Origin of the sequence: Humibacter sp. (assembly GCF_035547335.1) — a bacterium.
In the GTDB taxonomy this organism is placed as follows: domain Bacteria; phylum Actinomycetota; class Actinomycetes; order Actinomycetales; family Microbacteriaceae; genus Humibacter.
In genome coordinates this window covers 1-26,613 of sequence record NZ_DASZVF010000009.1, presented here as the reverse complement: position 1 = coordinate 26,613, position 26,613 = coordinate 1, and the positions used below count along the sequence as shown (strand labels likewise).

General features: G+C 67.1%; 29 protein-coding genes and 2 pseudogenes. 18 read left to right on the top strand and 13 right to left on the bottom strand.

Annotation, left to right across the window (positions count from 1 at the left end; translation table 11 throughout):
• Positions 1 to 2 precede the first annotated feature (2 nt).
• A complete protein-coding gene (locus tag VHB92_RS02115) occupies positions 3 to 2,390 on the bottom strand; it encodes a glycoside hydrolase family 2 protein (protein ID WP_325450895.1) in 2,388 nt (795 codons plus the stop codon).
• A complete protein-coding gene (locus tag VHB92_RS02110; RefSeq protein ID WP_325450893.1) occupies positions 2,387 to 3,238 on the bottom strand; it encodes an SMP-30/gluconolactonase/LRE family protein in 852 nt (283 codons plus the stop codon). The genes VHB92_RS02115 and VHB92_RS02110 overlap by 4 nt, the downstream gene beginning before the upstream one ends.
• Before the next feature lie 152 nt (positions 3,239 to 3,390).
• Between VHB92_RS02110 and VHB92_RS02105 the strand changes: the two genes are divergently transcribed.
• The 6 genes and pseudogenes from VHB92_RS02105 to VHB92_RS02080 form a co-directional block, all read left to right on the top strand.
• On the top strand, positions 3,391 to 3,942 hold the full coding sequence (locus VHB92_RS02105) for a carboxymuconolactone decarboxylase family protein (protein WP_325450891.1): 552 nt from the start codon (positions 3,391 to 3,393) through the stop codon (positions 3,940 to 3,942).
• Positions 3,939 to 4,595: a hypothetical protein gene (locus tag VHB92_RS02100; RefSeq protein ID WP_325450889.1), complete on the top strand. Its 657-nt coding sequence runs from the start codon at positions 3,939 to 3,941 to the stop codon at positions 4,593 to 4,595. The genes VHB92_RS02105 and VHB92_RS02100 overlap by 4 nt, the downstream gene beginning before the upstream one ends.
• A gap of 351 nt (positions 4,596 to 4,946) precedes the next feature.
• On the top strand, positions 4,947 to 5,825 hold the full coding sequence (locus VHB92_RS02095; RefSeq protein ID WP_325450887.1) for a carbohydrate kinase family protein: 879 nt from the start codon (positions 4,947 to 4,949) through the stop codon (positions 5,823 to 5,825).
• A gap of 48 nt (positions 5,826 to 5,873) precedes the next feature.
• On the top strand, positions 5,874 to 6,971 hold the full coding sequence (locus VHB92_RS02090; RefSeq protein ID WP_325450885.1) for a tartrate dehydrogenase: 1,098 nt from the start codon (positions 5,874 to 5,876) through the stop codon (positions 6,969 to 6,971).
• Positions 6,968 to 8,383 carry an aldehyde dehydrogenase family protein gene (locus VHB92_RS02085; RefSeq protein WP_325450883.1) on the top strand — a complete coding sequence of 472 codons (1,416 nt, stop codon included), beginning with the start codon at positions 6,968 to 6,970 and terminating at the stop codon, positions 8,381 to 8,383. The genes VHB92_RS02090 and VHB92_RS02085 overlap by 4 nt, the downstream gene beginning before the upstream one ends.
• Positions 8,384 to 8,536: 153 nt before the next feature.
• A pseudogene (locus VHB92_RS02080) lies at positions 8,537 to 8,787 on the top strand (Mu transposase domain-containing protein); the annotation flags it as partial.
• A 106-nt stretch (positions 8,788 to 8,893) separates the two neighbouring features.
• On the opposite strand, the gene VHB92_RS02075 reads toward VHB92_RS02080, so the two are convergent.
• Entirely contained in the window at positions 8,894 to 9,874 is a 981-nt protein-coding gene (locus VHB92_RS02075; protein ID WP_325450881.1) for a hypothetical protein, read from the bottom strand.
• A 337-nt stretch (positions 9,875 to 10,211) separates the two neighbouring features.
• Between VHB92_RS02075 and VHB92_RS02070 the strand changes: the two genes are divergently transcribed.
• Positions 10,212 to 11,030, top strand: coding sequence for a hypothetical protein (locus VHB92_RS02070; RefSeq protein WP_325450879.1), 819 nt, complete (start codon positions 10,212 to 10,214; stop codon positions 11,028 to 11,030).
• A protein-coding gene (locus tag VHB92_RS02065; RefSeq protein WP_226658157.1) for an IS3 family transposase occupies positions 10,963 to 12,218 on the top strand; the annotation gives its coding sequence in 2 pieces (ribosomal slippage) (positions 10,963 to 11,233 and positions 11,233 to 12,218; 1,257 coding nt in all). The genes VHB92_RS02070 and VHB92_RS02065 overlap by 68 nt, the downstream gene beginning before the upstream one ends.
• 699 nt (positions 12,219 to 12,917) lie before the next feature.
• Here VHB92_RS02065 and VHB92_RS02060 read toward each other — a convergent pair.
• The 3 genes from VHB92_RS02060 to VHB92_RS02050 form a co-directional block, all read right to left on the bottom strand.
• On the bottom strand, positions 12,918 to 13,307 hold the full coding sequence (locus VHB92_RS02060; protein ID WP_325450875.1) for a carboxymuconolactone decarboxylase family protein: 390 nt from the start codon (positions 13,305 to 13,307) through the stop codon (positions 12,918 to 12,920).
• A 584-nt stretch (positions 13,308 to 13,891) separates the two neighbouring features.
• A complete protein-coding gene (locus tag VHB92_RS02055; protein ID WP_325450873.1) occupies positions 13,892 to 14,869 on the bottom strand; it encodes a diacylglycerol/lipid kinase family protein in 978 nt (325 codons plus the stop codon).
• 129 nt (positions 14,870 to 14,998) lie between these two features.
• Entirely contained in the window at positions 14,999 to 15,649 is a 651-nt protein-coding gene (locus VHB92_RS02050; RefSeq protein WP_325450871.1) for an FMN-dependent NADH-azoreductase, read from the bottom strand.
• Positions 15,650 to 15,726: 77 nt separating this feature from the next.
• Here VHB92_RS02050 and VHB92_RS02045 point away from each other — a divergent pair, with 77 nt between their 5' ends.
• Entirely contained in the window at positions 15,727 to 16,062 is a 336-nt protein-coding gene (locus VHB92_RS02045) for a helix-turn-helix domain-containing protein (protein WP_325450869.1), read from the top strand.
• Between the two features lie 88 nt (positions 16,063 to 16,150).
• On the top strand, positions 16,151 to 16,606 hold the full coding sequence (locus VHB92_RS02040; protein ID WP_325450867.1) for a heme-binding protein: 456 nt from the start codon (positions 16,151 to 16,153) through the stop codon (positions 16,604 to 16,606).
• Positions 16,607 to 16,668: 62 nt separating this feature from the next.
• On the opposite strand, the gene VHB92_RS02035 is transcribed toward VHB92_RS02040, so the two are convergent.
• Complete coding sequence (locus VHB92_RS02035; protein ID WP_325450865.1) at positions 16,669 to 17,097, bottom strand: VOC family protein; 429 nt, start codon at positions 17,095 to 17,097, stop codon at positions 16,669 to 16,671.
• 471 nt (positions 17,098 to 17,568) lie between these two features.
• Between VHB92_RS02035 and VHB92_RS02030 the strand changes: the two genes are divergently transcribed.
• Positions 17,569 to 18,699, top strand: a complete 1,131-nt coding sequence (locus VHB92_RS02030; protein WP_325450863.1) for a sialidase family protein — start codon at positions 17,569 to 17,571, stop codon at positions 18,697 to 18,699.
• A gap of 127 nt (positions 18,700 to 18,826) precedes the next feature.
• On the opposite strand, the gene VHB92_RS02025 is transcribed toward VHB92_RS02030, so the two are convergent.
• Entirely contained in the window at positions 18,827 to 19,318 is a 492-nt protein-coding gene (locus VHB92_RS02025) for a MarR family winged helix-turn-helix transcriptional regulator (RefSeq protein ID WP_325450862.1), read from the bottom strand.
• Between the two features lie 91 nt (positions 19,319 to 19,409).
• Here VHB92_RS02025 and VHB92_RS02020 point away from each other — a divergent pair, with 91 nt between their 5' ends.
• Positions 19,410 to 20,339 carry an NADP-dependent oxidoreductase gene (locus tag VHB92_RS02020; protein WP_325450861.1) on the top strand — a complete coding sequence of 310 codons (930 nt, stop codon included), beginning with the start codon at positions 19,410 to 19,412 and terminating at the stop codon, positions 20,337 to 20,339.
• 203 nt (positions 20,340 to 20,542) lie between these two features.
• Positions 20,543 to 20,848, top strand: coding sequence for a tautomerase family protein (locus tag VHB92_RS02015; RefSeq protein WP_325450859.1), 306 nt, complete (start codon positions 20,543 to 20,545; stop codon positions 20,846 to 20,848).
• 35 nt (positions 20,849 to 20,883) lie between these two features.
• Here VHB92_RS02015 and VHB92_RS02010 read toward each other — a convergent pair whose 3' ends face one another.
• The 3 genes from VHB92_RS02010 to VHB92_RS02000 form a co-directional block, all read right to left on the bottom strand.
• On the bottom strand, positions 20,884 to 21,249 hold the full coding sequence (locus VHB92_RS02010; RefSeq protein ID WP_325450857.1) for a VOC family protein: 366 nt from the start codon (positions 21,247 to 21,249) through the stop codon (positions 20,884 to 20,886).
• Between the two features lie 100 nt (positions 21,250 to 21,349).
• Positions 21,350 to 22,210, bottom strand: a complete 861-nt coding sequence (locus tag VHB92_RS02005) for a fructosamine kinase family protein (protein WP_325450855.1) — start codon at positions 22,208 to 22,210, stop codon at positions 21,350 to 21,352.
• 67 nt (positions 22,211 to 22,277) lie between these two features.
• On the bottom strand, positions 22,278 to 23,063 hold the full coding sequence (locus VHB92_RS02000) for an alpha/beta hydrolase (RefSeq protein ID WP_325450853.1): 786 nt from the start codon (positions 23,061 to 23,063) through the stop codon (positions 22,278 to 22,280).
• Between the two features lie 50 nt (positions 23,064 to 23,113).
• Between VHB92_RS02000 and VHB92_RS01995 the strand changes: the two genes are divergently transcribed.
• The 4 genes from VHB92_RS01995 (at position 23,114) to VHB92_RS01980 (ending at position 25,224) form a co-directional block, all read left to right on the top strand.
• Positions 23,114 to 23,542, top strand: a complete 429-nt coding sequence (locus VHB92_RS01995; RefSeq protein WP_325450851.1) for a MarR family winged helix-turn-helix transcriptional regulator — start codon at positions 23,114 to 23,116, stop codon at positions 23,540 to 23,542.
• A 40-nt stretch (positions 23,543 to 23,582) separates the two neighbouring features.
• Positions 23,583 to 23,885, top strand: coding sequence for a hypothetical protein (locus VHB92_RS01990; protein ID WP_325450849.1), 303 nt, complete (start codon positions 23,583 to 23,585; stop codon positions 23,883 to 23,885).
• Positions 23,886 to 23,954: 69 nt separating this feature from the next.
• Positions 23,955 to 24,737: a nucleotidyltransferase domain-containing protein gene (locus VHB92_RS01985; protein WP_325450847.1), complete on the top strand. Its 783-nt coding sequence runs from the start codon at positions 23,955 to 23,957 to the stop codon at positions 24,735 to 24,737.
• A gap of 70 nt (positions 24,738 to 24,807) precedes the next feature.
• Entirely contained in the window at positions 24,808 to 25,224 is a 417-nt protein-coding gene (locus tag VHB92_RS01980) for a putative immunity protein (RefSeq protein WP_325450845.1), read from the top strand.
• A 41-nt stretch (positions 25,225 to 25,265) separates the two neighbouring features.
• Here the strand turns inward: VHB92_RS01980 and VHB92_RS01975 are convergent, their stop codons facing one another.
• Entirely contained in the window at positions 25,266 to 25,634 is a 369-nt protein-coding gene (locus tag VHB92_RS01975; RefSeq protein ID WP_325450843.1) for a VOC family protein, read from the bottom strand.
• A gap of 64 nt (positions 25,635 to 25,698) precedes the next feature.
• On the opposite strand from VHB92_RS01975, the gene VHB92_RS01970 reads away from it, so the two are divergent.
• On the top strand, positions 25,699 to 26,157 hold the full coding sequence (locus VHB92_RS01970; protein WP_325450840.1) for a MarR family winged helix-turn-helix transcriptional regulator: 459 nt from the start codon (positions 25,699 to 25,701) through the stop codon (positions 26,155 to 26,157).
• Positions 26,158 to 26,195: 38 nt separating this feature from the next.
• On the opposite strand, the pseudogene VHB92_RS01965 reads toward VHB92_RS01970, so the two are convergent.
• Positions 26,196 to 26,613: pseudogene (locus VHB92_RS01965) on the bottom strand (MFS transporter); the annotation flags it as partial.

Sequence of the window (26,613 nt, the reverse complement as noted above, 5' to 3'; positions counted from 1 at the left end):
GGTCAGCCCCTCTCGTCGACGCCGGAGCGTCGTGTCGGTGTCATGTCCACGACCGCGGCGCCGGCCCCGAAACCGGGGGCCGCAGCGCGGATTGTGACTCGGCCCGTTCGATCCGCCTGCGAGCGGATCCATACGGCGGCGATCGCGCCGATCCGGTCGAGGTCGACGAGCGGCTCGCCGACCAGTGTCGCCGGTCCGTCGATCTCGAGGGAGACCGTCGGTAGCGCGGTCGCCCGCGGGTTGCCGTAGCGATCGACCACGGCGATGGTCACACGCGTCGCGTCGGACCCGTCGGCCAGAAGGCTCTGGTCGTCGGCGCGGAGCTCGAGCGCGTCGCCGGTGCGGTCGCCCGACCAGCGACGGCTGCCGACGAGCGCTCCGTCGACGAACCCGTCGATGCGCAGCTCCGGATCGCGGCCGGTGAGCGACAGGTCGACGAACGAGGGCGGGTACTCGAGGTGCGGGAACCGCTCCCGGTCGGGCGTGACCGTGCCGACGAGCTCGGCGCCCAGGTAGACCTCGAGCCGGTCGCAGTTGGAGCAGATGATCGCCTCGGATCCGGGCCCCCACTCCGCGGTCTCCGGGCGGTCGGCGTAGCCGTGGGCGTTGCCGAACTGCGGGGGGTCCCACGCGAACGCGGGCTCGATGACGACTCTGGTCGTCGGCGCCACCTGCGAGCGGTACAGCGCTGCACCGGGCTTCGGCACCCGGAACATGTCGGTCAGACCCGTGAAGCGCACGCCGCGGCGGCCGTTGCCGCGCGGCGACTGGTAGTCGAATGCGAGCCACGCGAGCAGTCCGCTGAAGGAGGTGTCGCCGCGCGCGTGATCGTGCGCGACGGCGTAGTCCCGGGCCTGGTGCTGAGCCACCGCCGCCGTCTCCGTCCGGCGGTAGTGCGTGGTCGGGCTGCTGCGCGCGGCCACCGACTCGCTGACCAGGTACGGCCGGTCGCGCACCGGCTCCACGAGATCGGGACGGCGGTCGCCGTCCTCGAGGCGGGTCGTGTAGTCGTCGTAGCTGAACAGGTCGTGCTGGAACGTCATCGACCGGAAGTACTCGCCGTTGGTGGCGCCGCTCGTCGCCCGGGTGGGATCGAGCCGCTTGACGAGCGCCTCGGTGCGGCCGTAGAAGTCGGGGTTGTCCGGGGTCTCGTTGAGCCGAGCGCCCCACACCACGACGGAGGGCCGGTGCCGGTCGCGGACGACCATCCGCTCGATCTGATCGAGCGCCGCCTCCTGCCACTCCGTGTCACCGATGAAGTGCCAGCCGGGCGACTCCTCCCACACCAGGAGGCCCAGTTCGTCGCAGGCGTCGAGGAAGGCGGCGGACGGCGGGTAGTGCGAGCACCGGACCATGAGGCAGTTGAGCTCGCGACGGAGGACCTCGGCGTCCTTCCGGTGCACGCGGTCCGGCATCGCGAATCCGGCGTACGGGAAGTAGGCGTGGCGGTTGGCCCCCATGAGGTAGCGCCGACGCCCGTTCAGATAGAAGCCGTCCAGCTCGAAGCGGGCCTCGCGGTAGCCGGTGCGGACCGACCGGGCGTGCAGGTCGCGGCCGTCGGCGGTCAGCACCGCCTCGACCTGATAGAGCGCCGGGTCGTCGACGTCCCAGAGGCGAATCCGGTCGAGCCCGCCCAGTTCGACGGTGTGCTCGGATCGACCGGCGGGCACCCGGAGCGGCTCGCTCGTCGTGCCGGCGATGATGTCGTCGCCGGCACGCACCCGGATCGTCAGCGCGGCGTCGTCGACGGCGTCGACCGCGTCGATCGTGATGACGGCGCTCGTGGTCCGCCGAGCGGAATCCAGGACGTCGCGGTGCGTGAGCGCCACGTCGCCGATGAAGGCGGCGGGCTCGTAGCGCAGCCAGACGGCGCGATCGATCCCGCCCGGCTGGAAGAAATCGATCGCGCTGCTCGAGACCGGGTCCGGGGCGTTGGGCGGCACGTTGATGTTAAAGCGGGCGTCGAGGATCACGGCCAGCCGGTTCTCGCCGGCGACCACGACGTCCGTGATCTCGAAGCCGAACGGCAGGTACCCGCCGCGGTTCCGACCCACCTGCACGCCGTTGAGCGTCACGATCGCCGAGGTCACGGCGCCATCGAAGTCGAGGAAGACGCGCTCACCGGGTGCCACATCGACCGTGAAGGTGCGGCGGTAGGCCCACACCTTCTCCCAGGCGCGGGCGTCCCAAGCCTCCCACGAGAGCGGGACGACGGTGTGGGGCAGGTCGATGGCCTCCCACCCGCTGTCGTCGAGGTCGGCCGTCGACCACTCCGCCACGACCCGCTCGTCGAGGCGATCCTCCGGCCCGGGGTGCGGCACGGCGCCCCCGAAACGCCAACCCGCCGTCAGACTCTCGCGGCGCGACCCGGCCGCCCGATCGGCCGTCATCCGGCGAAGGGGATGACGGGCTGGCCGGCGACGCCCACGGATGCCGCGAAGACGGCCCCCGCGAGCGGCTCCGCGTCGTCGGGGAGGTTCTCCCGCGACGTCGTGATGTAGAGCGTGCTGAGGTCGGGACCGCCGAAGGTGCACGAGCTCACCTGGCTGGGCGGCAGCTCGACGACGTCCTCCAGTTCGCCCGCCGAGTTGTAGTGGCGCACGGCGGCCCCGCGGAAGAGCGCGACCCAGACCCCGTCCTCGGCGTCGACCCACATGCCGTCCGGGCCGCCCACGCCGTCCGGGATCGCCACGAAGGGGCGCCGATCCGAAAGGGTGTGGCCGTCGGCGTCGAAGACGTCGATGCGCCGAGTGCGGGAGTCGATGTAGTACATGCGGGAGCGGTCGGCGGTGAAGCCGATGCCGTTGGAGACGGTGACACCACCGAAGAGCGTGTCGACGGTGCGGTCCGTGTTCAGCCGGAGTACCTCGCCGCCGCCGGAGACCGCGGACGACTTCTGCCCGCAGATGAGCGCGCCGAGCGGATCACAGCCGCCTTCGTTGAACCGGCGGTCGGGGTCGTCCCATAGCGGGCCGGATGCCCACTCCTCGCCCTCGTCCGTCCAGAGCGCGAAGCCGCGCTCCGTGGCGACGACGAAGCCGCCGTTCTCGCGTGGTCGCAGCATCGCCGCGACGGGGGAGCCGATCTGTTGGCGGCTGACCTCGCCCGTCTCGGTATCGAGGGAGAGAACGTCGCCGGCGAGCATGTCGACGAACCGGAGGCCGCCCCATCCCTCGTACCAGACCGCACCCTCGCCGTGGTAGGTGACCGGATCTGTCACCTGTTGGGCCTTCACCATTGTCGATCCTCGCCGTTTCCCAGCCTGCTTCGTCGCGTGTGCTCATATAATCATTCATTGATCGTAATTTCGCAAACCAACGCTCCTGCGTGGGGCCAGCCGAACAGACCGCGGGCGGCGCACCGCCGCGCCGGCCACGAAAGAGACGGCCGATGGCACGCATCCCGTACCTCACATCCGATGATCTGGACATCGAGGAGCGTCCGCTGCTCGACCGCCCCATCCATATCAATCGCGCCCTGGCCAACAGCCCCGGGGCGCTCGAGGCGAACCGCTTCGTAGGTCGCTGGGCGCGCGACCGCAGCGCGGTGGACCCGCGCGTGCGCGAGCTTGCGATCATCGGCGTCGGCGTTCTGGCCCGCAACGCCTATGAGTACGCGCATCACGTGCAGCTCGCCGAGGAGAACGGCGTCTCGTCGCGCGACATCGACGACGTGCAGCGGCACCTCGCGGACGAGGAGACGGACCTCGAGCCGGTCGTTCAGGCGGCCCTCGATGCGGCCGAGCAACTCACGCTCGATGGTCGGCTCGACGATGCGTGCTGGATGGCACTCGAAGATGCCCTCGGCCGTCGCGCCGCCGTTGACCTCGTCGTCATCGTGGCGTACTACAACATGGTGGTGCGGGTGCTGGGTGCCCTGGACGTCGGGCTCGAGTACGAGTGGTCCGACTCCTTGCGAACCCATCCGCTCCGGGAGTTGTGAGCCAGATGCCGCCGGATCCGGATCCCGATCGCGGCTCGCCCGCCGCCAAGCCACCTCGTCTGCCCACGCCCCGTCTGGCCGCGCTCCGCGACCCGGCGGCATTCGACCCGGCTCAACACGCGATGTGGGAGTCCGTGGTCAGCGGCCCGCGGGCAGCGACAGCGGTGCGGCCGGAGGGCCAGTTGAGCGGTCCGTTCGACGTGCTGCTGCGCTCGCCGCAGATCGGCACGGCGGTCAGCGATCTCGGTGCGCTGCTGCGGTTTTCGACGAGCCTCGGACCACGGCTGACCGAGGTCGTCACCCTCACTGTCGCGAGCCACTGGCATGCCCGCCTCGCGTGGTCGGGCCATGCGAAGGGCGCTAGGGCGCAGGGGATCCCCGAGTCCGCGATTGAGCGCGTTGCACGGGGTGAGGATCCCGCGTTCAAGAGCCCGAGCGATCACGCGGCGTGGTCCGTCGCGCATGCGCTCGTCACGACCGGGCACGTTTCGGACGATCTGTACGCCGCAGCGATCTCGGTGCTGGGAGAGCGGACGCTCGTCGAGGTGGTCGCCCTCACCGGCTACTACTGCCTCACCTCCTTCCTCCTCAACACGTTCGAGGTCCCGGTATCCCACGGCGTCACGACGCCGTGGGACCCGCCCGCCGAGTGATGCGTCTTGGGCCGGCGAGCCGTCCGCGTGGATTCTGCGGGGTGACAGGGAGGGCTGCGTGGCTGGATAGCTTCGATGAGCGTCCGAACACCAGTGGGATGCGGAGGCGATCGTGTCCCAGACCGCTTCGTCGTACCTCCGTGAAGGACGCTCGGCGGCACCGCATCCGGCCGCCGATCAGCACACGCAAGCGCCAGCCACCGCGGTCGAGCGATGGTCCGGCCGGCCCATCCTCGTTTCTGGACTCGTCTGGACCTCATTGGGCTCGGCCGACCGATGGGACTACGGCAGTGTGATAATCTGAACACTACCTGGCAATAATCCAACACCTTGAGTCGAGAAAGAACGCGGATGCTGGATGTGATTTGTGTTGGGTCGGCCACCTCGGATCGGATCGCCCTTCTTGACCGCATGCCGACGGACGACCAGCGAGTGCTCGCCACGTCCATCACCGACGCGCACGGCGGTCCGGCAGCCACGGCAGCGGTCACGCTCGCGCGCCTTGGCGTCCGCGTCGGGTTCTGCGGTGTCGTCGGAGAGGACGAGGCAGGTGACGCTGCGCGTCGCCATCTCGAATCCGAGGGCGTGGTGACCGACTGGCTCACGGTCGATCCCGACGTGGAGACCGCTCGAAGCATGGTCCTGGTGTCGACCGCGACCGAAAGCCGTGCCATCGTCACGGTGCGGGCTCCGGCTCCTCGGGCCGTCGACATCCCATTGAGTGCGTCGACGTGGCTGCACGTGGACCACGCCGGACATGCGCCGACCCGGGCCGCGATCGACGCAGCAGCAGGTACCGTGACAAACCGTCTGAGTCTCGACGGCGGTAATCCGATCGATGACCTCGACCTGCGGGGAATCGATCTCTATGCACCGTCGGTTCCCGCCCTCCTGACGCGGTATCCGTCCGCCAGTGGCGTAGACGATGCCCTCCGTCGGGCCCGAGAGGAAGGAGCCGCATGGGTCGTCGCGACCGACGGGTCGCGGGGCAGCTACTATCTCGACGACGTGCCGCGGTTCGTTGACTCATTCGCGGTTGACGCGGTGTCGACGCTCGGCGCGGGTGACGTCTTCCACGGGGCTTTGCTGGCATCCCTCGTCTTCGGCCGCCCGCTCGACGACGCGGTCCGGGAGGCGAACGCCGTCGCTGCCTTGTCCTGCCGGGGGTTGGACGGCCGCTCCGCGATTCCGGACACGACCGAGCTGCGCGCGTTCCTCGGGGACGGGTGACGCGTGTCGTCGACCGAGACGTCGAACCACCGAAGGAAGGAATCGACAGTGCCCGCACGCATCGCAGTCATCGCTGGCGACGGGATCGGCCAGGAGGTGATGCCGGCGGCGCGGGAGTGCATCGACGCTCTCAGCGCCTGGCATCCGCTGGAGTTGACCTGGCACGAGCTCGACTGGGGCTCCGATTACTACCGGACTCACGGCCGGATGATGCCCCTCGATGGCCTCGATGAGCTCGCCCGGCACGACGCGATCTTCCTCGGCGCCGTCGGCGCTCCCGACATCCCCGACACCGAGACCCTCTGGGGCCTTTTGATCCCGATCCGGCGGCACTTCGAGCAGTACGTCAACGTGCGGCCCGCGCGCACCCTGCCCGGGATCCGGCCTGTGCTCGCCGACGACCGTCGCGTCGACCTCGTCATCGTGCGCGAGAACAGCGAAGGTGAGTACTCCGAGATCGGTGGCCGGTTCTCCCGTGGGGGGGAGGGCGAGTCGGCGGTACAGGAGACCGTCTTTACGCGGCGCGGCATCGATCGGGTGGCGCGCTATGCTGCCGAGATCGCCGCGCAACGCCACGGCCGACTCACCTCCGCCACCAAGAGCAACGGCATCATCCACACCATGCCGTTCTGGGACGAAGTCGTCGCCGAGACGGTCGCCGCGCGTGACGGGATCGAACTGACCAGCGTCCTGGCCGATGCGCTCGCCGCGGCCCTGGTGCTGCGACCGTGGTCGTTCGACGTGATCGTGGCATCGAACCTGCTCGGCGACATCCTCTCGGACCTCGCCAGCGCGGTTACCGGATCGATCGGCGTCGCCCCTAGCGCGAACCTCAACCCGGAGCGCCGGTACCCGTCGATGTTTGAGCCGGTGCACGGCTCGGCCCCCGACATCGCAGGCCAGGGCATCGCCAACCCGATCGGACAGATCTGGAGCGGCGCCCTCATGCTTGAACACCTCGGGTATGGAACGGCGGCCGCGCACCTAATCGCCGGGTTCGAGAAGACCCTTGCGGACGGGACCTCCACCCGCGATCTCGGGGGTGCCGCCTCAACTCGCGAGTTCGTCGCGTCCGTCCGCACGAACCTGGCCGAGATCGCAGACCGCTTCGTGGAGCAGGCGGAGGGGTCGAAGGAGCAGAGATGACGTATCAAGGCATCTTCATCGACGGGCGCTGGATCGAGACGCCCACCTCGCGCGCAGTGATCGACGCTTGGACTGGTGTGGAACTCGCCCGGCTTGCTGTCGCTTCCCGCGAGGACGCCGTCGCGGCCACCGACGCCGCCGTCCACGCGATGCGCAACCCCCTGGCGATCCCAGAGCGCTCGCGCGTGCTCAGCGCCGTCGCGCGCGCCATGGAGGAGCGGGCAGAGGAACTGGCCGAGCTGATCACCGCGGAACTCGGGAAGCCCCTCACCGCGTCGAGAGCCGAAGTCTCCCGCGGGGTACTGACCACCCAGTTGGCCGCCGAAGAGGCCAAGCGGTTGCCGGGCGAGTACGTACCGCTGGACGCCGCGGCAGCCGGAGCCGACACCATGGCCTTCACCATCCCCGAAGCGCGCGGAGTGGTGGCGGCGATCACACCCTTCAACTTCCCCGTCAACCTCGTGCTGCACAAGATCGCGCCGGCGATCGCGGCAGGCTGTGCCGTCGTTCTAAAGCCGTCCGACCATTCGCCATTAGCGGCCGGATTCCTTGTGCAGCTCTTCGAGGACGCAGGGCTCCCCGCCGGCTGGCTCAATCTCGTGACCGGGCCGCCCGAGGAGATCGTGGGAGCCTGGCAGGATGACGACCGCGTGGCCGTCATCACCTTCACCGGGTCGTCCGCAGTCGGTTGGGGGCTTAAAGCACGCTCGCCCCGCAAGAGTTTCGTACTTGAGCTCGGGTCCATCACGGCGATGTTCGTGGCGGCCGATGCCGATCTCGGTCGAGCGGCCGAGGCCGCCGCCGCGGCCGCGTTCACTGGGTCCGGTCAGGCATGCGTCTCTCTCCAACGCGTGTACGTCGAGCGTGGGGTCGCCGCGGAATTCACTACAGCGCTGGGCACGATCGCCTCGGCAGTCGCATATGGTGATCCGCGCAACGAGTCGACCGTCGTGGGTCCGCTGGTGACGGCAGCCGCAACCGAGCGTCTTCTGAGTTGGATCCAAGAAGCTGCCGCAGCTGGCGCCCGATTGGTCGCAGGGGGCGAAGTCCGCGACGGGGTGCTGGCTCCCACGGTTCTCACTCATGTGCCGCGGGATAGCCCGCTCATCTGCGCCGAGGCGTTCGGTCCCGTGGTCAGCGTCGTTGAGGTCGATTCGTTGGCGACGGCGATCACCGAGGTCAATGCAGCAGAATACGGCCTCAATACGTCCATCTACACTTCGGATCTTGCGACGGCCATGCAGTACGCGCGCCGGGCCGAGTCGGGCAGTGTATTCGTGAATATGCCGCCATCCTTCCGCACGGATCACATGCCCTATGGCGGAGTGAAGGGATCCGGCGAGGGCCATGAGGGCGTTAAGTATGCCGTGGCGGAGCTGCTCCGACAAAAGCTCGTTGTCCTGCACCCTTGATCGGGCTCATCTAGCCACCAGCCGGAGGTTGATCGACGTGATTCTCTCGGGCCCAGCTGGCCGCGGCCTGAAGATCACTGCCGATGCTCGGGCTGGACGTCGTCACGACCCGGTTCCTCGGCGGCAGTTCAGCTTTGGCCGGCGCCGTCAAGGGTTGAGATGAGATCCGAACTGAATCAGAAGGTTCGTCAGTGGGACCTCGACGACGAGAACCGCAGGATCGGCGATCGGATCCGCACCGTCGCCCAAGACCTCGCTGTCGAACGCGAGCTCCTGGCACCGATCACGGCGGAACGGTTCGAGCCGGGCCTGTCGCTGACACCCGGGTGAGCCGGTCGAGCCTCGTCCGGGTGCGGACGGCGTCCTATTCGGTCCGGGCCCGGTTCATTGGTCGCCCGGTTCGGTCCGGGTGCCTGTCCGCGCGTCGGAGGTGGTCGATGGACGCTCTGTACTGGGGGTGATCGCTATCCGACTCTGATGATGGATGCCGTTAGCAGTCGGATCGGCCGCTTAGGTCCCGGCTGTGATCGAGTAGTTCTTGTCGAACGTGAAGATCTGAGCTTGTGAGGCGGTGGTGAAGGTTGCGTAGAAGTAGGCGCCGACGATGTCCGCATCGTTTGGCACTTCGAATACCCATGTCATTGGTTCGGATGATTCGGGTTCCAGGAGGTGATTACATTCCGGGTTGCTCTTGACGTTGTACAGGTCGTCGATCGGGTCGAAGTTCTGATGGTTGGCGCTGACCGCCTTGAACTCGACGGGCAGGCTACAGGTCATGTCCATCGAGTCGGTTCCGCTATTCGTGACGGTCGCAGTCACGATGAAGAATTTGTTGCCAGCTGCAGGTGGCTTGTCAATGTAGGTCTCGTTCCCCGAACCCTGCCGGAAGTATGAGTTGTTCCATGTCACCGTGCTGGCGTCCGCGGCACCCGTGACTGTGATTGTCGCGCCGCTGTTGGTGAGTGTCGATCCGACACCGGGGAGTGTCGGAGCATAGGTGCCGGTACCGTTGTCGTAGTCCGATTGCATCTTGTCGGCGGAGGTGAGATCCCCGGACTTACAGGAGTCATACGCCTGTTTGAGTGAGTACTTGTCGCAAGGATCCGCCGCTGCGGCGGCCGTCTTTCTCGGTTCCGCATGATGCGTGCCGGTCTTGGCTGCGGAGTGCGACTGTGGTGCAGACGTGGCACTTCCGATACTGACTGTGGCAGCGATCGCTACGACCAGAACAACACCTATCCCAACTGTGGCAGCAGTCATCCAGCCTTTCCATCGGCGAGGTGCCGCGCTCGTCGATGCACCGAGTGAGCTGTCGTTCTCAGCCTCGACCAGTGTTGCGGCGCTGGAATTGCGCTCGTATGCGTCATGGGCGTCGACCGTCAGCTCGTCGTCCGCGAGGATGACGGCAGCCTCGTCCGACGACATCTCAATCCCGAGTTCCCGGCGGCCGGCTGCCGTTGCCAAAAGCTTCCGGAACTGTGCGATGTTCATGCGTCTCCTTAGTGATCCAGAGATGACGCTAGCGGTCCGCCGATCATCGAATTGGCACCCCTCACCCCCAAATCGGGTCCTCCGCCTCCGCCGCGTCTGGCCGTCCCAACCGCTTGCGTCCACCGTGGCGCCGGTGGTCTCCGGCGGGGTGCGGCGTGGCGCCGCGGACAGCGCAGGATGCGCAGACTGTCGGCCCACCGAACGGCCGAATGTCCACGCTGTGCTCAAGCGGATCGGCTCACGGACACGGACCGTGCGGTACGTCCCGTCCCTGAGCACGAAGGCCTGCCGGCTTGTGGTAGCTACTCTTAGCCGACAGTGATCGAGAGGTGTGCAGTTGCACGACGACGAGTTGGAGTTTGGCGAAGAGGGGCCGGCAGCCTTCGAGGCTGCCGCTCAGTTTGTGCGCGCCGTGTGGGAATGTCGGCGCTTCCTCACGATTGTCACCGCGTTCGGATATGGCAATCTCCTCGCACAGTCCCGTGACGTTGCCAGCACCACTGACCAGATGCTCGACCTTGGCGGAGACCTCACACTGCCGGAGGACGTGGAGCTCGCCGCAACAGCGTTGCGCTCACTCGTCCCCTTGTACCACGGCACGCAGCGCCCGGCACGCGTTCAGGTTCCCAGCGACTCCGAGGTGCTGAACGCCGGCCTCGCTTACACCTTCACGCTCTCCACGGCGCGGGAACTCTGGCTCGATGTCGCAGCGCGTCTTCGCCGAATCCAACCGAGCTTCGATAACTCGCCGGTGGAAGGACGCACACCGCACAAGCTCAACAGGACACCGTTCGCACACGAGTGGGACAACATGGAGTTGCCCCAGATCGACGCGTTCATCGTGGACCCCTCGGATATGACTCCCGAGGACCCTGCGGTCGCCTCCAACTCGGACGGGGACGTGTTGAGCATCGAATGGAACAAAGTGCGCAACGACACGCTCCGCAATCTGTACTTCGAGCACGGCTATAACCCCGCCGTCCGCGACGCCGCGGCGGTGGAGGTAGGTCATCGGCTGAACTCCGGGACTATGAACCGTCCCCGGTTTGATGCCGCTTCCTTTCGAGTGTGGAAGGAAGATAGAGATCATGCCGAAGAAGATTCCGGAGGAGACCAAGCAGCGGGCGACGCGGCTGGTTCTGGATCACTTGGATGAGTATCCGAACCTGACGGCCGCGTGCGAGACGGTCTCGTCGCGGTTGGGGATCGGTGCGGAGTCGCTGCGCCGCTGGGTGCGGCAGGCGCAGGTGGATGCCGGCGACCGGGCAGGGGTGACCTCGTCCGAGTCCGAGCGGATCCGCCGGCTCGAGCGGGAGAACCGTGAGCTGCGTGAGGCGAACGCGATCCTGAAGGACGCGGCGGTTTTCTTCGCCGGGGAACTCGACCCCCGACGCCGTTGATCCTCGCGTTCATCGAGGAGCAGCGGGTGAAAGGCCGCGCGGTCGGGTCGGTCTGCACTGTTCTGCGATCGCAGGGCGTGCGGGTCGCCGCGCGGACATATCGGGCCTGGAAGCATGCCGGTGCCAGCGCCCGGGACCACGCGGATGCGGTGGTGATCGATGCGCTGCTGGCAACGGCCGGAACCCCGGAGAGCATGTATGGGCGACGGAAGATGACGGCGCTGCTGCGCCGCCGCGGCCTGGCCGTCTCGGCGCGCCGAGTGGATCGGCTGATGCGAGAACTGGGCATGCGCGGGCGCACCCGGGGCCGGGGCGTGCGCACCACGATCCCGGATAAGAACGCGACCCGGGCGCCGGACCTGCTGGATCGGGACTTCACCGCTGCGGCGCCGAACCTGCGCTGGGTGGCGGACTTCACCTATGTGCGCACCTGGGCCGGGTTCTGTTACGTGTCGTTCGTGATCGACTGCTACTCCCGGGCGATCGTCGGCTGGCACGCCGCGACGACCAAGACCACCCCGCTGGTGACCACCGCACTGCGGATGGGATTATGGCGTCGCGACCGCGCCGGCCGACCAGCCGGTGAGGGCCTGATCCATCATTCGGACGCGGGCAGCCAATTCACCTCGGTCAGCTTCGCCGAGACACTCGCGTTGGAGGGCATCGCCGCCTCGATCGGGTCAATCGGCGACGCTTACGACAACGCACTGGCCGAGTCCACGATTGGGCTGTTCAAGAACGAAGCCATCCGAGAGGACAGCCCGTTCCGCAACGGCCCCCTGCGCACCGTCACCGACGTGGAATGGGTCACCGCCGAATGGGTCGACTGGTACAACAGCAGACGCCTGCACAGCACCCTCGGCGACGTCCCGCCCGACGAGTTCGAGGCCAGCTACTACGCTGACCTCAACACGCCATCCCAACCGGAGATGGCACCCGCATAGAAGCGGCACAGAACCGGGGACGGTTCAATGTGTCTCGCGCCGGCTACCGCACGAGCAAGGTAGGCGCATGCCCGGCACGTCAAGGCGGAGTTTGAAGGCAGAGCCGGACGGGTGGAAGATCTCGCGTGCACGGCCGCCATACTCGCGTTTGACGACAGTTTTGACGACATTCTGTCGTCAAACGCTGTGACTGGGACCATATCAACGTGATTCAAATAGAGCCTCTGAACAGCACTTTTACCTCAGAAGCCCCGCGTCTTCAGGGACGCTAGGTGGGTTCGAATCCCACGCCCTCTACCTTGAGGGATCGCTGAACAGGTCGCGGCCTATACATTCGAGTCGACAGCCCGTGACCGCGAGGATGGGCGGGACGCCGGCGTGTGGGCCTCCCCGCCCGATATTCGCTCCTCGTGAGAGGTTCCCTGGTGCCGAACACGCCTCGTTGCTTGCCCACATTTTGCCCACACTCGAAGGCGAACCGAAGTGATCACAGTGATCATGCGAGCCTTGAAAACGCCGCAAATCCGCGGTTCCTCGACCGAAGTGCTGTGATCGTGAGAGTTTGGCTAGAGCACACGGCTCATAATCGTGGTGTCGCGGGTTCAAGTCCCGCTCCCGCTACGCACCTGGAAAGCACTGGGAACGGCGGCCATTAACTGGCCGCCGTTCTTGTGTTTCAGGGCGGTATCGAGGTGCGACCTACTCGGCGAACACTTCGGCGGCGATTCCGTAGCCTTCGAACGCGCGGGCGGCGCCGGCGTAGGCGCTGATCTGGATGAATGCCTCGACGATCTCTTCCTTCGTGACCCCGTTGTTCAGCGCGATGCGAAGCTGTCCGCGAAGGGGTTCGAGCACTCCGAGCGTGGCGGCGATGGTGACGGAGATCAGGGCGCGGGTTCGGGTGTCGAGGTGTTCGGTGCGTGGCCATGCGGCACCGAACGCCTGCACCGTGGCGATGCGCTTGAAGTCGGCGGCGTTGGTGGGCTCGGTGTCGGCAGTGCCGAGGAACCGCTCAAGGCGGAAGCCGAGCATCCGCTCTGCTTCGTCGAGCGCGGCGGTGTACTGGCGGTTTTCGTCGTCGGTGGTCATGGTGCTCCTTCGAGTTGCTGGCCCCCGCCCGAATAGGGAGGTCCTGGTTCAGACGATAAACGCGTCCGCCATACCCCTTGCCCGGAGTCTGTCACCCGTATCGAAATATGCCTGGCCAAACGGTCAGACCGACAGGTTCGCGCTCTTCGCCGAGCTGTGAAAGGCACGCGCCGATGGTCTGGGTACGGCTCCGCTATTGCGGACAGCCGACAATGGCGGGTCAAGGGCTGCAGGAACCCGATTGCCGGTCGCCGCTCCCGCTTGCTAGCGCCTAACGCGATGCGCGCACCGGTGAGTGCAGGCATCAACCCGCTGCAAGATGCGCTGTCGCGACCCAGGATTTGACGCATTCGAGCAGGTGGATCGACGCTCTCGTCGCGCCCATCGGCGAACGGTGCGGGATCCCCTGGTGGAACATGCCCGCAAGTGTCGCTGTAGGAAGTCGCCATCTGCCCGCGGAACCCGAACTCGGTATCCCCGCAACGTACTGCGGAACCCCTGGCGCTTACCGCCATCTCGACGCGGAACCTACAGTGATGGTCGTTGGCGTCATGGAGACGTCGCGCGGCGCCCAGGTCTCCGCGCTACTCGCCGGTGTCCGGATCCTCGCCCACGCAGATCGATAGCGAGCCCGGCCGAACGGTGATCCGGGCACGTGCGATGTGGCCGAAGCTGTCGCCGTCGAGTTCGACACCGTGCGGTGTCTCGAAGCGGACGTCGAACTGCCGGCCCTGCGCATACGCGAGTGCACGCAGGTCCGGGGTGAGCGCGAGCATCCTGCGCCCGATGCGCGAATGGTGGGCGATGCCCTGGAGAGTGAGGCGGGTTCCGATACCGGCCCAGCCGAACCGGCCTCTAGGCCGCAGCATCACCACGTCGAGCAGACCGTCATCGATTCGCGCCCCCGGGATCAGGAGCATGTTCCCGGTGAGAGTTCCGCAGTTGCCCACGATGACCGTGTGGGCGCGAGACGACCTCACGTGGCCGGCGTCTATTCGGTAGTCCACGTGGAAGAGCCGATTTCTGACGATGGAGCGGGCGATCGGAGCCACATAGGCCAGCCAGCCGACATGCTTCTTCGCCAGCGCATTCGTGTTCTCGGCCATCTCGGCATCCAGCCCGATCCCGGCCATCACCAGGAACGTATGCGAACTCCGCCGACCCTCCTCGTCCTCCATGTCGGCGATCGCGACATCGACCGCCCGCGTCCTGCCCGAGAACGCCACCCGAACGGAACGTTCGACGTCGTTCAAGGGCAGACCGAGATTGCGAGCCAACAGGTTGCCGGTGCCGAAAGGCAGCAACGCCAACGCAGTTCCGCTGTCGCGCATGACCTCGGCGACCGCGCGCACCGTGCCGTCGCCGCCCGCCACCATCACCACGGATGGGTCATCCGCGAGAGCATCTCGTGCCGCCTGCGTCCCTGCGTCGTCGGGGCTCGTCTCGTACCAGGCGGAAGTCGACCACCCGTGCAGCCTCTCCTGCTCGCCGAGAGCATCCCGCAGCCGATCAAGCGGGACTTTCACCGGGTTGTAGACGATCGCCGCCCGCCTCGCATCCATCAGTCGAGCCTAAAGCTCAGTCACTGTCTGGGCGCGGAGCCGGTGCTGGGCAGTACAACCGCAAGTGCGATCGGACATTCCTCGAGACGCGTATCAGATGCGAGTGCACGTGGATACCGCGATCCCGCATCAGCCCACCGGCGAATACCGCTTCGCTGCGAGGGCGCGCCCGTGCTCGATCGCCAACCGCTCGGCAGCGGCCTTGATCTCGGCTGCCTCCTCGGTGAACCTGTCGAGCGCGGGGTTGACGCCGACGAGCGTGAACTGCCGCTGCACAACGAGAAGGTCGGCACCCCACACCTCGCTGATCACCCGGGTGAGCCACGGTGTGGAGTGGTCCCATCCTTCCTTGGGCGTGCCGGGGTTGTAGTTGCCGCCGAGCACCGTCGCGAGCACGGCGGGCTTGCCCTTGAGGGCGCCGCCGGCGATGCGCGGATCGGTGTAGGTGACGTCGTACCAGCTCTTCACGTGGGCAGCGACTCCCCAGTTGTAGAGCGGGATCGCCAGCAGAAGGGCATCCGCGTCGATGAGTTCGTCGGCAAGGGTGGTGGCATACGCGACGGCGGCGCGCTGATCGGGGGTGCGGTCTGCCTCGGGCACGAATCCGCTGGTCACGACGTCGCGCCACAGCGTGGCGGGCAGGGGCTGGCTGCCGAGGTCACGACGCGTGACGACCGAGTCGGGGTGCTCAGCGGACCATTCGGCTTCCACCAGATCGGCGAGGGCACGGCTCTGGGATGTCGCGGGCGTGATGCTCGCATCGAGACGGAACAACGACATGACACTTCTTCCATACACTAAGGGACTAAGAAAAATAGAGCAACAGAGCAAAAGATAGCACGGTTAGGATGGGTGTCATGGCCCAGCCCGAGACCGATGTGCGCAGGTGTGATTCGGCGATCACGCTCGCCTTCTCGGTCTTGGGCAAGCGATGGAACGGCATGATTCTCGGTGTGCTGGGCGGCGGAAGTGCGTCGTTCGTCGAGCTTCGCAAGGCCGTCAGCGGCATCAGCGACACCGTGCTCTCTGAGCGACTGTCCGAGCTCGCGGAAGCCGGACTCGTCCGCCGCGACGTAGCGGAAGGTCCGCCCGTATCGGTGCGATACGAGCTCACGGCTGCCGGCGCCGAAATCGTGCCGACCATCGAAGAGCTCGGCGCCTGGGCGCAGCGGAATCTCCAGCCTCGCGACTGACCCGCTGGTCGGTGCGGCTCTTCACGTGCGAGCGAGGGTGGCGAAGGGCGCTGCCTCGAGGAGGTGACGGATGGGCCAGGATGTCGTTATGACCCACGCCGAACCGACGTACACCCTTGAACAACTCGGAGCCGAACCGGTCGCGGAGTTCGCGTCCTTCACGCGGGATGACGCAGCTCGCCTCGGAGAGATGGCCGTCGCGCTCGTGCGCGAACGCGAGCTGAACCTCGCCATCGAGGTGCACATCGGCGACGAACTGGCATACCGCGCGCAACTCGGATCCACGGGTCAGCCGAACGCCGACGTGATCGTCGGCAAGCGACTGGTCGTGAAGCACTTCGGGCACAGTTCCCTGCTCGGCCGCTTCAAGAAGGACGCCGACCCGTCCGTGGCCGAGGGCCTCGGCCCCGAGTACAAGTTCTGGGGCGGCAGCATCCCGCTCTTCGCTAATGGCGAGCTGATCGGCACGCTCTCGTCGTCGGGTGAGTCCGACGTCGTCGACCACGAGACGATCGCGGATGCTCTGACCCGCTTCCGCGCGTAAATCACTACCGCCTCCTCGAGGACGGCGGTCCGACGATCGACCACCGGATGCGGTCTGTGGCCTCAGTTCGCCGTGCCGGCGCGCATCCCCTTCGTGGCCTGCATCATCTCGGGCGTCGGCTGGCTGATCGCGATGATGTTGCCTTCGCTGTCGCTGAACCACGCGCCGCGGAGGCCGCCGATGTCGGCGATGCCGTCGACCGTCTTCAGTCCGGGCAGGTCGTATTCGTGGAACACGACGCCGTGCGTGCGCAGCGCCGTCGCATCCCGGTCGATGTCATCGGTGACGAGGTCGAGTGCGGTGTTCTGAGCGGTGCCTGCGAAGTCGGTGCGGTACACCAGCACGGTCGTGCCTCCGATGTCGTACAGCAGATTGCCGGGCTCGTCGTCGGCGTACACCGGCTCGCGGCCGAGAACGTCGTGCCACCAGGTGCGAGCGCGGTCGAGGTCCGATGCCGGTAGAACGGCTGTCGCCATCAAGTTGTCGAACATGATGCTCCCCATTCCGGGGCGCTGCCATTCCGCGCCGGCCCAGCCCAACGCCGCGGCTACTCGCAGCACGGATGGGGCCCCGGCGCGCATTGTACTCCCGGATAGTGAGGATCACTCGAATTCATCCCTGGAGGGATGGCTTCGCGTGCCGGGCGCGTCCCGCCGACGACGCCATGGAGTGCCCGATCGGCAGTCAAGGCCGTGCTTGTCGATCGGTCAAAGCCGAAGCACTCCGCGATCCTGAAGGTTCTTAAATGTTGCGGATTTGGTTGAGCTGAGAACAAATCCCGCACTAGCCTTCGGAGCACGCCCTTTCGGGGCTATGCACACGGACGTGCATGGCAGGGGGGCTTCAATGGGGAGGAAGCAAGTGAAGTTTCACGATGCACCTGATGACAGCGGTACCGCCGACGCGAAACCGGGATTTCGCGCCGGGCCCTTCTGGGCGCGGGAGCCGCGGCCGCGGCCGGCGTGACGCTCGGCCTCGCAGGGCCGGCCTTCGCCGAGGCGGCGACCGTCGCCGGAAAGCCCGGCGGCGAGGTGCCGTTCGGGCCTGTTGTCGTCGCCGGACAGAACGGGCGCACGTCGTACGCTCGCGCCGTCCGGCTCACTGCGGGGCAGCCGGCCGGCAAGTCGCAGACCATCCTGGCGACGTACCAGGGCGGCGGAGGGCCGGGGTTCCCGATCTACCGCAGCGACGACGACGGCCGCACGTGGACCAGGTGGAGCAGCGTGCCGAGTTCGGCATCCGGGCTGTACCGGCAGCCGTTCCTCTACGAGCTGCCGCGGGCGTTCGCCGGTTTTGCGAAGGGGACTCTCCTTTTCGCGTGCAACGCGCTCGGCAACTTCAGCAGCACCAACATCCAGCTGTATGCGAGCACGGATGCCGGCCTCACCTGGCAATTCCTGAGCACCGTGGCCCAGGGCGGCCCGCCCAACACGACGAACGGTGCGACGCCGGTGTGGGAGCCGTTCCTGCTTCTGCACGAGAACAACATGATCTGCTACTACTCGGACCAGCGGGATCCGAACTTCGGCCAGAAGCTGGCGCACCAGACCAGCACGGATCTGCGCACGTGGGGCCCGGTCGTCGACGACGCGACGGGTACGGCGTACGCGGAGCGTCCCGGCATGACCACGGTGGCGCAGCTGAAGGGTGACCTGTGGATCATGACGTACGAGTTCGGCGAGCCCGATGACCCGGAGAACCCGGATCAGAACAACTACACGTATCACGTGCACTACCGGATCGCGAAGGACCCTGAGTCGTTCCGGTTCTCGCCCGACACGCCTCTCCTCGACAAGGACGGGAACGCACCGAACGGTGCCCCTGTCGTGTCGTGGTCTCAGTATCCGGGCGTGAACGGAACGATCGTCGTGACCGGCAACGACGATCAGGACTTCTTCGTCAACACGGAACTCGGCGATCCGTCGGCGTGGACGCGTCTTTCCACGCCCATGCCGGCCGGTTACAGCCGGTACACGATTCCGCTGGACGGCCCGGGAAGCCCGGAGAACCGCGGGTTGGTCTTCGTGATCACCGGAGCGCAGTACGGCGAGTCGGGACCGGTGGAGGCGGGCATCATCTCGCTGGCCGGCTGACACACCGCGAGTCGGTGCGCGGGGAAGCACTTCTGCCGGTGCTTGGTCCGCCGCGCATCGTCTGGTTGCTGATTCAGTAAGAGGAGCGCCGGGTCCCGAGCACATCGGGGCCCGGCGCTCGCTTTGTCTACTTCGTCCTGCGACCGGCCGAACGCGGAGGTGCCGCGCGCAGGTGCTCGCTCACGCGACCGAGGATGCGTGCGAGGTCACGCGCATCCTCGGCCGTGATCGGTGCGAACAGCAGTTCGTGAACGGTTGCGATGTGGCCTGGAAAGACCGTCGCAAGCGTGTCCCGCCCCGCCGCCGTGATCGCGACGATCGTGCTGCGTTCGTCCTCCGGCGATGGTGAGCGAGTGACGAGGCCACGCTGCTCGAGCACCTGCGCCTGGTAGGTGAGACCGCTGCGACTGTAGACCACGCCGTCGGCGAGGTCGGTCATGCGCTGGCGACCGTTCGGCGCGTCACCCAGTCGGGCCAGCAGCTGGAACTGCACGTAGCTGAGGTCGCCGACCTCTCGGAGCTGCTTCTCGACGGCGGGCCGCACGAGCGCGCTCACCTCGGTGAACGCGAAGTACGCCTGGAGCTGGGTCGGCGTGAGCGATGCGGGTGCGTGCGTCATGGATCCACTCTAAGGGTTGCTTTGAATTCGAAACAGAGTTAGAGTCCTCGGCAGGTACTTCCAATTCGAAGTAAATGAGAGGACTCAGATCATGAAGGCAGTGCAGTTCCATGAGCTAGGCGGACCCGAGGTCCTCCAGTACGGTGAGGCGGAGCGGCCCGCCCCGGCGGCCGGAGAGGTGCTGTTGCGCGTCGCGGCTTCCGCGTACAGCGCGGCGGATAGCAGCATGCGAGCCGGGCTGCTCCCGATTCCGATCGAGCTGCCGCACATTCCGGGATATGACGTGTCAGGCGTCGTCGACGCGATCGGCGATGGAGTCGTGGACCTCGCTATCGGTGACCCGGTGATCGCGTTCCTCCCCATGGAGCGCAACGGCGGAGCCGCTGAATACGTGATCGCACCCGCGGATGCCGTGGTCGCGGCGCCCGCGAGCATCCCGCTGGCGGACGCGGCCGGGCTTCCATCGGTGGCGCTGACCGCCTGGCAGGCTCTCTTCGATGACGGTCGCCTCGAAGCGGGGCAGCGCGTGCTGATCGTCGGGGCGGGAGGTGTCGTCGGGAAGTACGCCATCCAGCTGGCCAAGCGCGCGGGCGTGCATGTCATCGCGACGGCGAGCCCGCGCAGCATCGACGCGGTGCGCGCGGCCGGCGCCGACGAGATCGTCGATCACACCATGACCGACCTTCTGCCGGCTCTCGACGAGCGCGTCGACGCGTTGCTGAATCTCGCCCCTATCGCTCCTGGGCAGTTCGCGGAGTACGTCGCGGCGGTTCGAGACGGCGGCGTGGTCGTGAGCACGACGGCGTTCATGGCCACGCCGGGTGATGAGAGTCGTGGGGTACGTGGGGTGACCGTGTTCGTTCAACCGAACCGCGACCGGCTCGAACAGCTGGTGGCGCTCGTCGACGAGGGTGCGCTCGCTGTGGAGGTGACGCGACGGATTCCGCTCTCTGAACTGCCCGCGCTTCATGCCGAGGCGGCCGCTGGCCCGATCACCGGAAAGGTGATCGTGCTCCCCTGACCTCGAACTACCCCCGGTGTCGGCATGTTCGGCGCCGACGTCCTGGGCCCGACGGTCGACTCCGGTAGCGGCTTCACGTCGGCCGTCGGACGCCGGGGTGGGGACGACTATCGTGACCGCATGGCGCAGGTAGTGGTGTACGGGCGGCGTGAGTCGCTGATGCAGCGACGGGCAGCTCTTTCCGCAGCCATCACGGGGCGATCATGGTCGCCCTCGACTACCCGAGGGAGAAGCTGTTCCAGCGTTTCATCGCCCTCGAGGCGGAGGACTTCTTCTACCCGGAGGACCGCGGCACCGAGTACACGATCATCGAGATCTCGATGTTCGAGGGCCGCTCGGAAGCCGCCAAGCGCGCGCTCATCGCCGAACTGTTCACCCGTGTCGAAGCCGAGGCGGGAATCCGTCCACACAGCCTGGAGATCACGATCACGGAAACACCGAAGGTCAACCGGGGCATTCGCGGACAGAACGCCGCGGACCTCGCCCTCGGTTACCGCGTGGACGTCTAGTAGCACCCGCTCTGTGCTGGAAGGATGCTCGGGGTTCAGCCTTCTTCGATGTACACCAGCCCGTTGCCGAAGGGGTCGTCGAAGAAGAACATCGGCCTCCCGCCGGGGATCGTGATGGGTGCGTCATTGTGCATATCGCTGCCCGAGTCCCTGACCCGACCGAACGCTTCGTTTGCGTCGTCGGTCCCCAGGCGCACGGCGATCGGGAGCTCGCTGTCCGGGGGGAGCAGCACGATTCCCACTGACGACCCGGGCGGAACGACCTCGATCATGCGCGCGCCGGGCCAGGGTTCTCCGTCGTATCTCACCTCGCACCCGAGCACGTCTCGGTAGTACTCCAGGGCTCGGTCCTGGTCCGGAACCGGCACCGTCACGCTCAACACCCTTGTCGTCTTCGCCATGCGGCAAGTCTCGTCCAGCCCAGGCCTCCGGTCGAGCGGTGTCCAGAGCCGTGCTGCTCAGCGCTCGACAGGAACGCACGCCCGTGGTGCGCGGCAGGCCTCACGCGTACGTGGCGATGAGCTCCCGAATGGATGCCACGATCGTCGGGATCGGGATGCCGGCGGCGAGCATCGCGAGAAGCTGTCGCAGGTTGAGGATGCGGGCGTGCTCCCGCCACTCGGGATGGAGCGGCCGGACTTCGGCATACGCCTCGAAGAACGACTCCGGTACACCCCCCGAGCAGAGCATGTGTGCGACATCCACCTCGGCCCAGGTGTAGCTCACGGCTGGATCGAGGAAGGCGGGTCGCCCGTCGTGGTCGGCGATGACGTTGTTGCGCCACAGGTCACCGTGAGTGAGACAGGCGCCGGTGTCCGGAACCAGCTCGGGAAGTCGCGCGCACACCCGTTCGATCCCCGCCCGGTCGCCGGCGTCGAGCTCCTTTTCGACGCGTGCCTCACCGAGATAGCGCAAAACGCGGTTCTCGGCGAAGAAGCGATGCCCATCGGCATCCCAGGCGTTGCGTTGCGGAAAGAGACCCAGCCAGCCGTCGTTTTCCCAGCCGAAGCGGTCATGCGCGGTGGTGGTGTGCATGCGAGCGACGACGCGCCCCGCCTGCTGCCAGAACCGATCGGTGTTGGGAAGACGCGGATCCAGCGCCTCCAGCACGATCGAGTGGCGACCGACCGCCACCACACGAGGAGTGGTGAGTCCGCCCAGCGAGGCGAGTGCTTCGAGCCCCGCAGCCTCGCCGGCGAACAGGTCGGCGGCATCGCGGGTCGATGCCTTGACGACGACGACGTCCCCGTCGTCGAGCTCGCACAGCCACACCGGGTTCGCGAATCCGCCGGGGAGACGGCGCCTGGTGCGAACGGCTCGTCCTTCCGGGAGGAGGGTGGGCGACCACTCGTCGGCCTGCATCACGCCTCCCGATGTTTGTCGTTAAACACTACAAAACTCGAGCGCGCCTACTCAAGCGCGCTCGTCGTCATCCCAGCGCCGTCGCGTCGGACAGGAACCGGTCGATAACGGCCCACGTCGCGTCGGGCGCCTCGAGATGCGGCAGGTGGCCGGCGGCGGGGATCTGCACGAACCGCGCGGCCGGGATCCGATCGGCGATCGCCTGCCCGTACGCAGGGGTGACAACACGGTCGCTCTCGCCCCAGACGAGGAGAGTCGGAACCGTGATCGCATCGAGTCGGCCGAGCATGCCTGCATCGCTCATGCTCCGACCGGCGATCACCGCCATGGTGCTCGCGTTGGTGCGCAGTACGGCACGTCGCTCGTCCGTGAGTGCCGCCGGATCCACATAGCCCCGTTCCGGGTCGTGCCACGCGATCTCGGCGAGGCCACGAGCGTCGAGCGTGAAGAAGTCGGCGATGGGCTCCCCCGCGACCACGGCGCCGACTCCATCGATGTCGATGAGCGCCCCGATGAGACCCTGGTACCGCTCGTCGTCGGCCGCCTGCAGAGCCATCTCGAGTGCGATCCACCCGCCGATGGACGAGCCGACCAGAACGACATCGCGTGCGCCGCGCTCCACCAGGAACTCGAGGTAACCGGCGGCGAGCCGCGCGACGGAGGTGAGGGATTCCGGCCTGCGCGTTCCTTCCCAGCCGGGGTGCGTCGGCATGAGGACCTGCATGGTCTCCGCAAGATGGACGGCGATCGTCGCGACGGTCTGCGGACCGCCACCGCCATGCAGGATGAGGACGGTGCGCGCTCGAGGGTCGCCGCTGCTGGCGACGATCAGGTCTTCGGGAAGGATATCCATGGTGCCCCTGAATCAGTATGTTTATATAAGTATGCTGATACAGTAACACCATGACGACGGACCTGGAGAGACTCGGCCTGGCCGTCAAGCAGGCGCAGTACCGGAATCATCGAACGATGGATGCGGCGCTGCGCGGTGTCGGCGTCTCCCTCGTGCAGTGGGATGCGCTCCGCGCCATCGATCGGATGCCTGGGGCGTCGGGTCACCAGCTGGCCGCCGCGACGTTCCAAAGCGATCAGTCGTTCGGCACGCTCGCCGGCCGACTCGAGGAGCGCGGCCTGATCGCGCGGTCGCCTGGACGAGGACGCCGCCTGCAGTACGAGCTGACGAAACGGGGGCACGAGGCTCTCGAGGACGGGCATCGGGTGGCCTCCAGCGTGCTCGAGGAGCTCTTCTCGCCGCTCGACGAATCGCAGCGAACGGCCCTGCTCCACACGCTCGAGACCCTCACTGCAGCGCCATCCTCAGCCGCTGACTGAATGCCCATGCCTGGGTGGCCGGCTCTGGGAGCATGGGGTGATGGAGCATCCGTCGAGCGTCCCCGAGGTCGGCGCATCCGCGGTCAATGTCGTCGTTCCGCAGGAACTGCGCTGGCGCGATGTGCGGCGTGGCGAGGAATTCGAGCTGCAGAGCATCACGGTGCGATTGCTGCCGAACGGCGACCTGGCCGCGAAAGCATACGGGCGACCGGTCGCCGGCGGCAGGGGCGCGTACGTGTCGTTCGCCGTGCCGGATCGGCCTGAGCTCGTGGACCTGATCAACAGGGCGGCCGATCGCGCGGCCGAGCTCTGGCGTTCGCACGGCGCTTTCGGCTCGTCATAGGAGCGAACGCCCCGGTCGTGTATCCGCTGCATTCGTCGTCCGCCCGGTCGGCGCTGTTAGCGTGTTCCGATGGATGACTCCGCGTTCGTCGCGTACGTCGGCGAGCGCCTCGGTTCTCTTCCCGGCGTCGAAGCGGTGACGTTGGGCGGGTCGCGCGCAGAAGGCACGAATCGCCCCGACAGCGACTGGGACTTCTCGATCTACTACCGCGGTGCGTTCGACCCGCAAGGACTGCGCGAGCTTGGCTGGCCTGGCGTCATCGGCGAGCTCGGGAGCTGGAGCTCTGTGCCCGACACCGTGTTCAACGGCGGAGCGTGGTTGACGGTGGAAGGTCGCCAGAGCGATGTGCACTACCGGGATCTCGACGTCGTCGAGCACGTCATCACCGAGGCCGGCGAGGGCAGGTTCACGACGGAGCCTCTGTGGTTCCATCTCGCTCGCCTCCCGTCCTATTTCGCGATGGCGGAACTGGCGATGAATCGGGTGCTCGTCGGCGATCCGCCCGTTGTGCATTCCTACCCCGAGGCGCTTCGAGGACATGCTCCCGACGTGTGGTGGACACAAGCAGAGGCCGAATTCGACTATGCGAGCCGGTATCACGCCTCATCCGGCCGTCTGACCCAGTGCCTGGGACTTGTCGCCCGAGCCGCCACCTGTTCGGCGCACGCTGTGCTCGCCGCGCGTGGCATCTGGATCACGAACGAGAAGCAGCTGTTCGTTCGTGCGGGACTGCGTGAGGTGGACAGCATCCTGTCCGCGGCGACGGCCGACCCTGCGCGCCTGCTCCTGACGGTCGACGAGGCGCGAACGCTCTGCGCCGAAAGTTTGAGAGAGGCGCGCGCTGAACGTTAGGCCTCAGCGGACGGAGCCGCGATCGATCAGCCGTCAATTCCTTCGCACCGCTCGGGGTCTGCGAGGGTAGGTGACGTGGCCTCCCCGGGGAGAACTGGATGCTGCCGGCGAGATCCGACGTCGCTTCGCCGCCGGCCGCGCTGCGAACGTGGTGACCTCTCCGGCGGCGATCGCTGCCGCCCGTGCTGCGGCTCAGGCCGCGGCGGTCGCGCACATGGGAGCACACGCGCTCGGCGCGGCCGCGTACGCGGTGCGGGCTGTGCGCGAAGCGGCAGTCGATCCGGCGATCGCCGGCGACGACGAGATCCGCTGGCAGTTGGATGCGATGTCCGCCGCTGTCCGGGAGGCGCTGCGGCAGCTGCCTGCGCTCGGTGCGGATCCGTCCGGCCCGCTCGGCTCTGGCCTGCTCAGCGCGGGTGTGCTGGGATCGACCGTGCGCACCATCCAGGGCGCGATCGCCGGAGAGCGCGAGTCGCACGCCGACTGAGGCCGGGCATCCGCTGCCGCCGGCCTCCCCCGAGCGCGAGGTCAGGCCCGGTCGTGGAGCGTGATCTGATACCCGTCCGGGTCGGCGAAGGTGAACGTGCGACCGAATGGTCCGTCGATCGGCGCGGAGACGATGGTGTGGCCGTCTGCGACCAGGGCGTCGTGAATGGCCTGCACGTCGGTCGCGTGCAGCCAGATGGCGGCGCCGATGCCCGGCTGCGTCACGGCGTCGAGATCCGTGCCCGGGATGACATCACGGAGCGCGAATGCGATGGGCTTCGTCTCGAACACCACGGCGTGCGGCGGTCCGGACTGCGAGCGGACGAGGCCCAGGTAGTTCTCGTAGAACGCCTGGGATGCGTCGAGATCGCGAACCTGCAGGGAGATGAAGTCGGGGCCTGTTGCTGGCATGAGATGCTCCTCTGAATCGGATGTCAGTTGTCTGACATAGATGACTGTATGTCAGACTGCTGACATGAGTCAAGACCGCGTCGACCTTGAGACATCCCTGGGATACCTGCTCAAGGAGGCATCCAGCGCGCTGCGTTCTGCCATGGAGGATGTGCTGCGCCCGCTCGGGATGACCGTCACGCACTACTCGTGCCTCGAGCTGCTGGCGCAGCGACCGGGGCTGTCGAACTCCGAGCTCGCCAGGGGCGCGTTCGTCACGCGGCAGACGATGAACGTGCTGCTGCAGGCTCTGGAAAGGGATGGCTACGTCTCCAGACCCGCCGAGCCGCCGGTCGGGAAGGCGCTCCCTACCCGCCTCACGGCGCGCGGACGGCGCAGCCTCGAGAAGGCATCCGCAGCCGTGCGATCGGTCGAGCTCAGGATGCTGCACGGCATGACGGACGACGACCAGGCGCAGGCGTTGCGGCTTCTGCAGAGCATGGCTCGTTCGCTGCGCGACGGGTCGCAGAGCGAGGACTCCTGAGCGTGTCCACGCAGCGCCGCAACAGGGAGGAGGGCCGGTCAGCGGGTCGCCTCGGGCAATGCTGCCGCGGACGGACGGTCGTTGCAGTTGGCCTTCGCCGCCGCCGGGATCGCCTCGACATCGACGGGAAGGTTGCGGATGCCGACGGCCGAGATGAGCGCGCCGGCCGCGAAGCACGCCGCCGTGACGAGGAGCGCACGGTGGAAGCCGTCGGTGTCGATCACGCCGCCGACGATGGTGCCGAGGAAGGCGACGGCGATGAGCCCGGAGATGCGGGCGACGGCATTGTTGACGGCCGAGCCGATTCCGGCATCCGCGACGGGAATGGATCCGAGGATGGCCGTCGTCAGCGGCGCGACGGTGATGGCCAGCCCGATGCCGTAGACGACGAGCCCGGGCAGCAGCTGCCACCAGAACTCGAGGCCCGACGTCGAGGCGAGCATGAGGAGGAAGCCG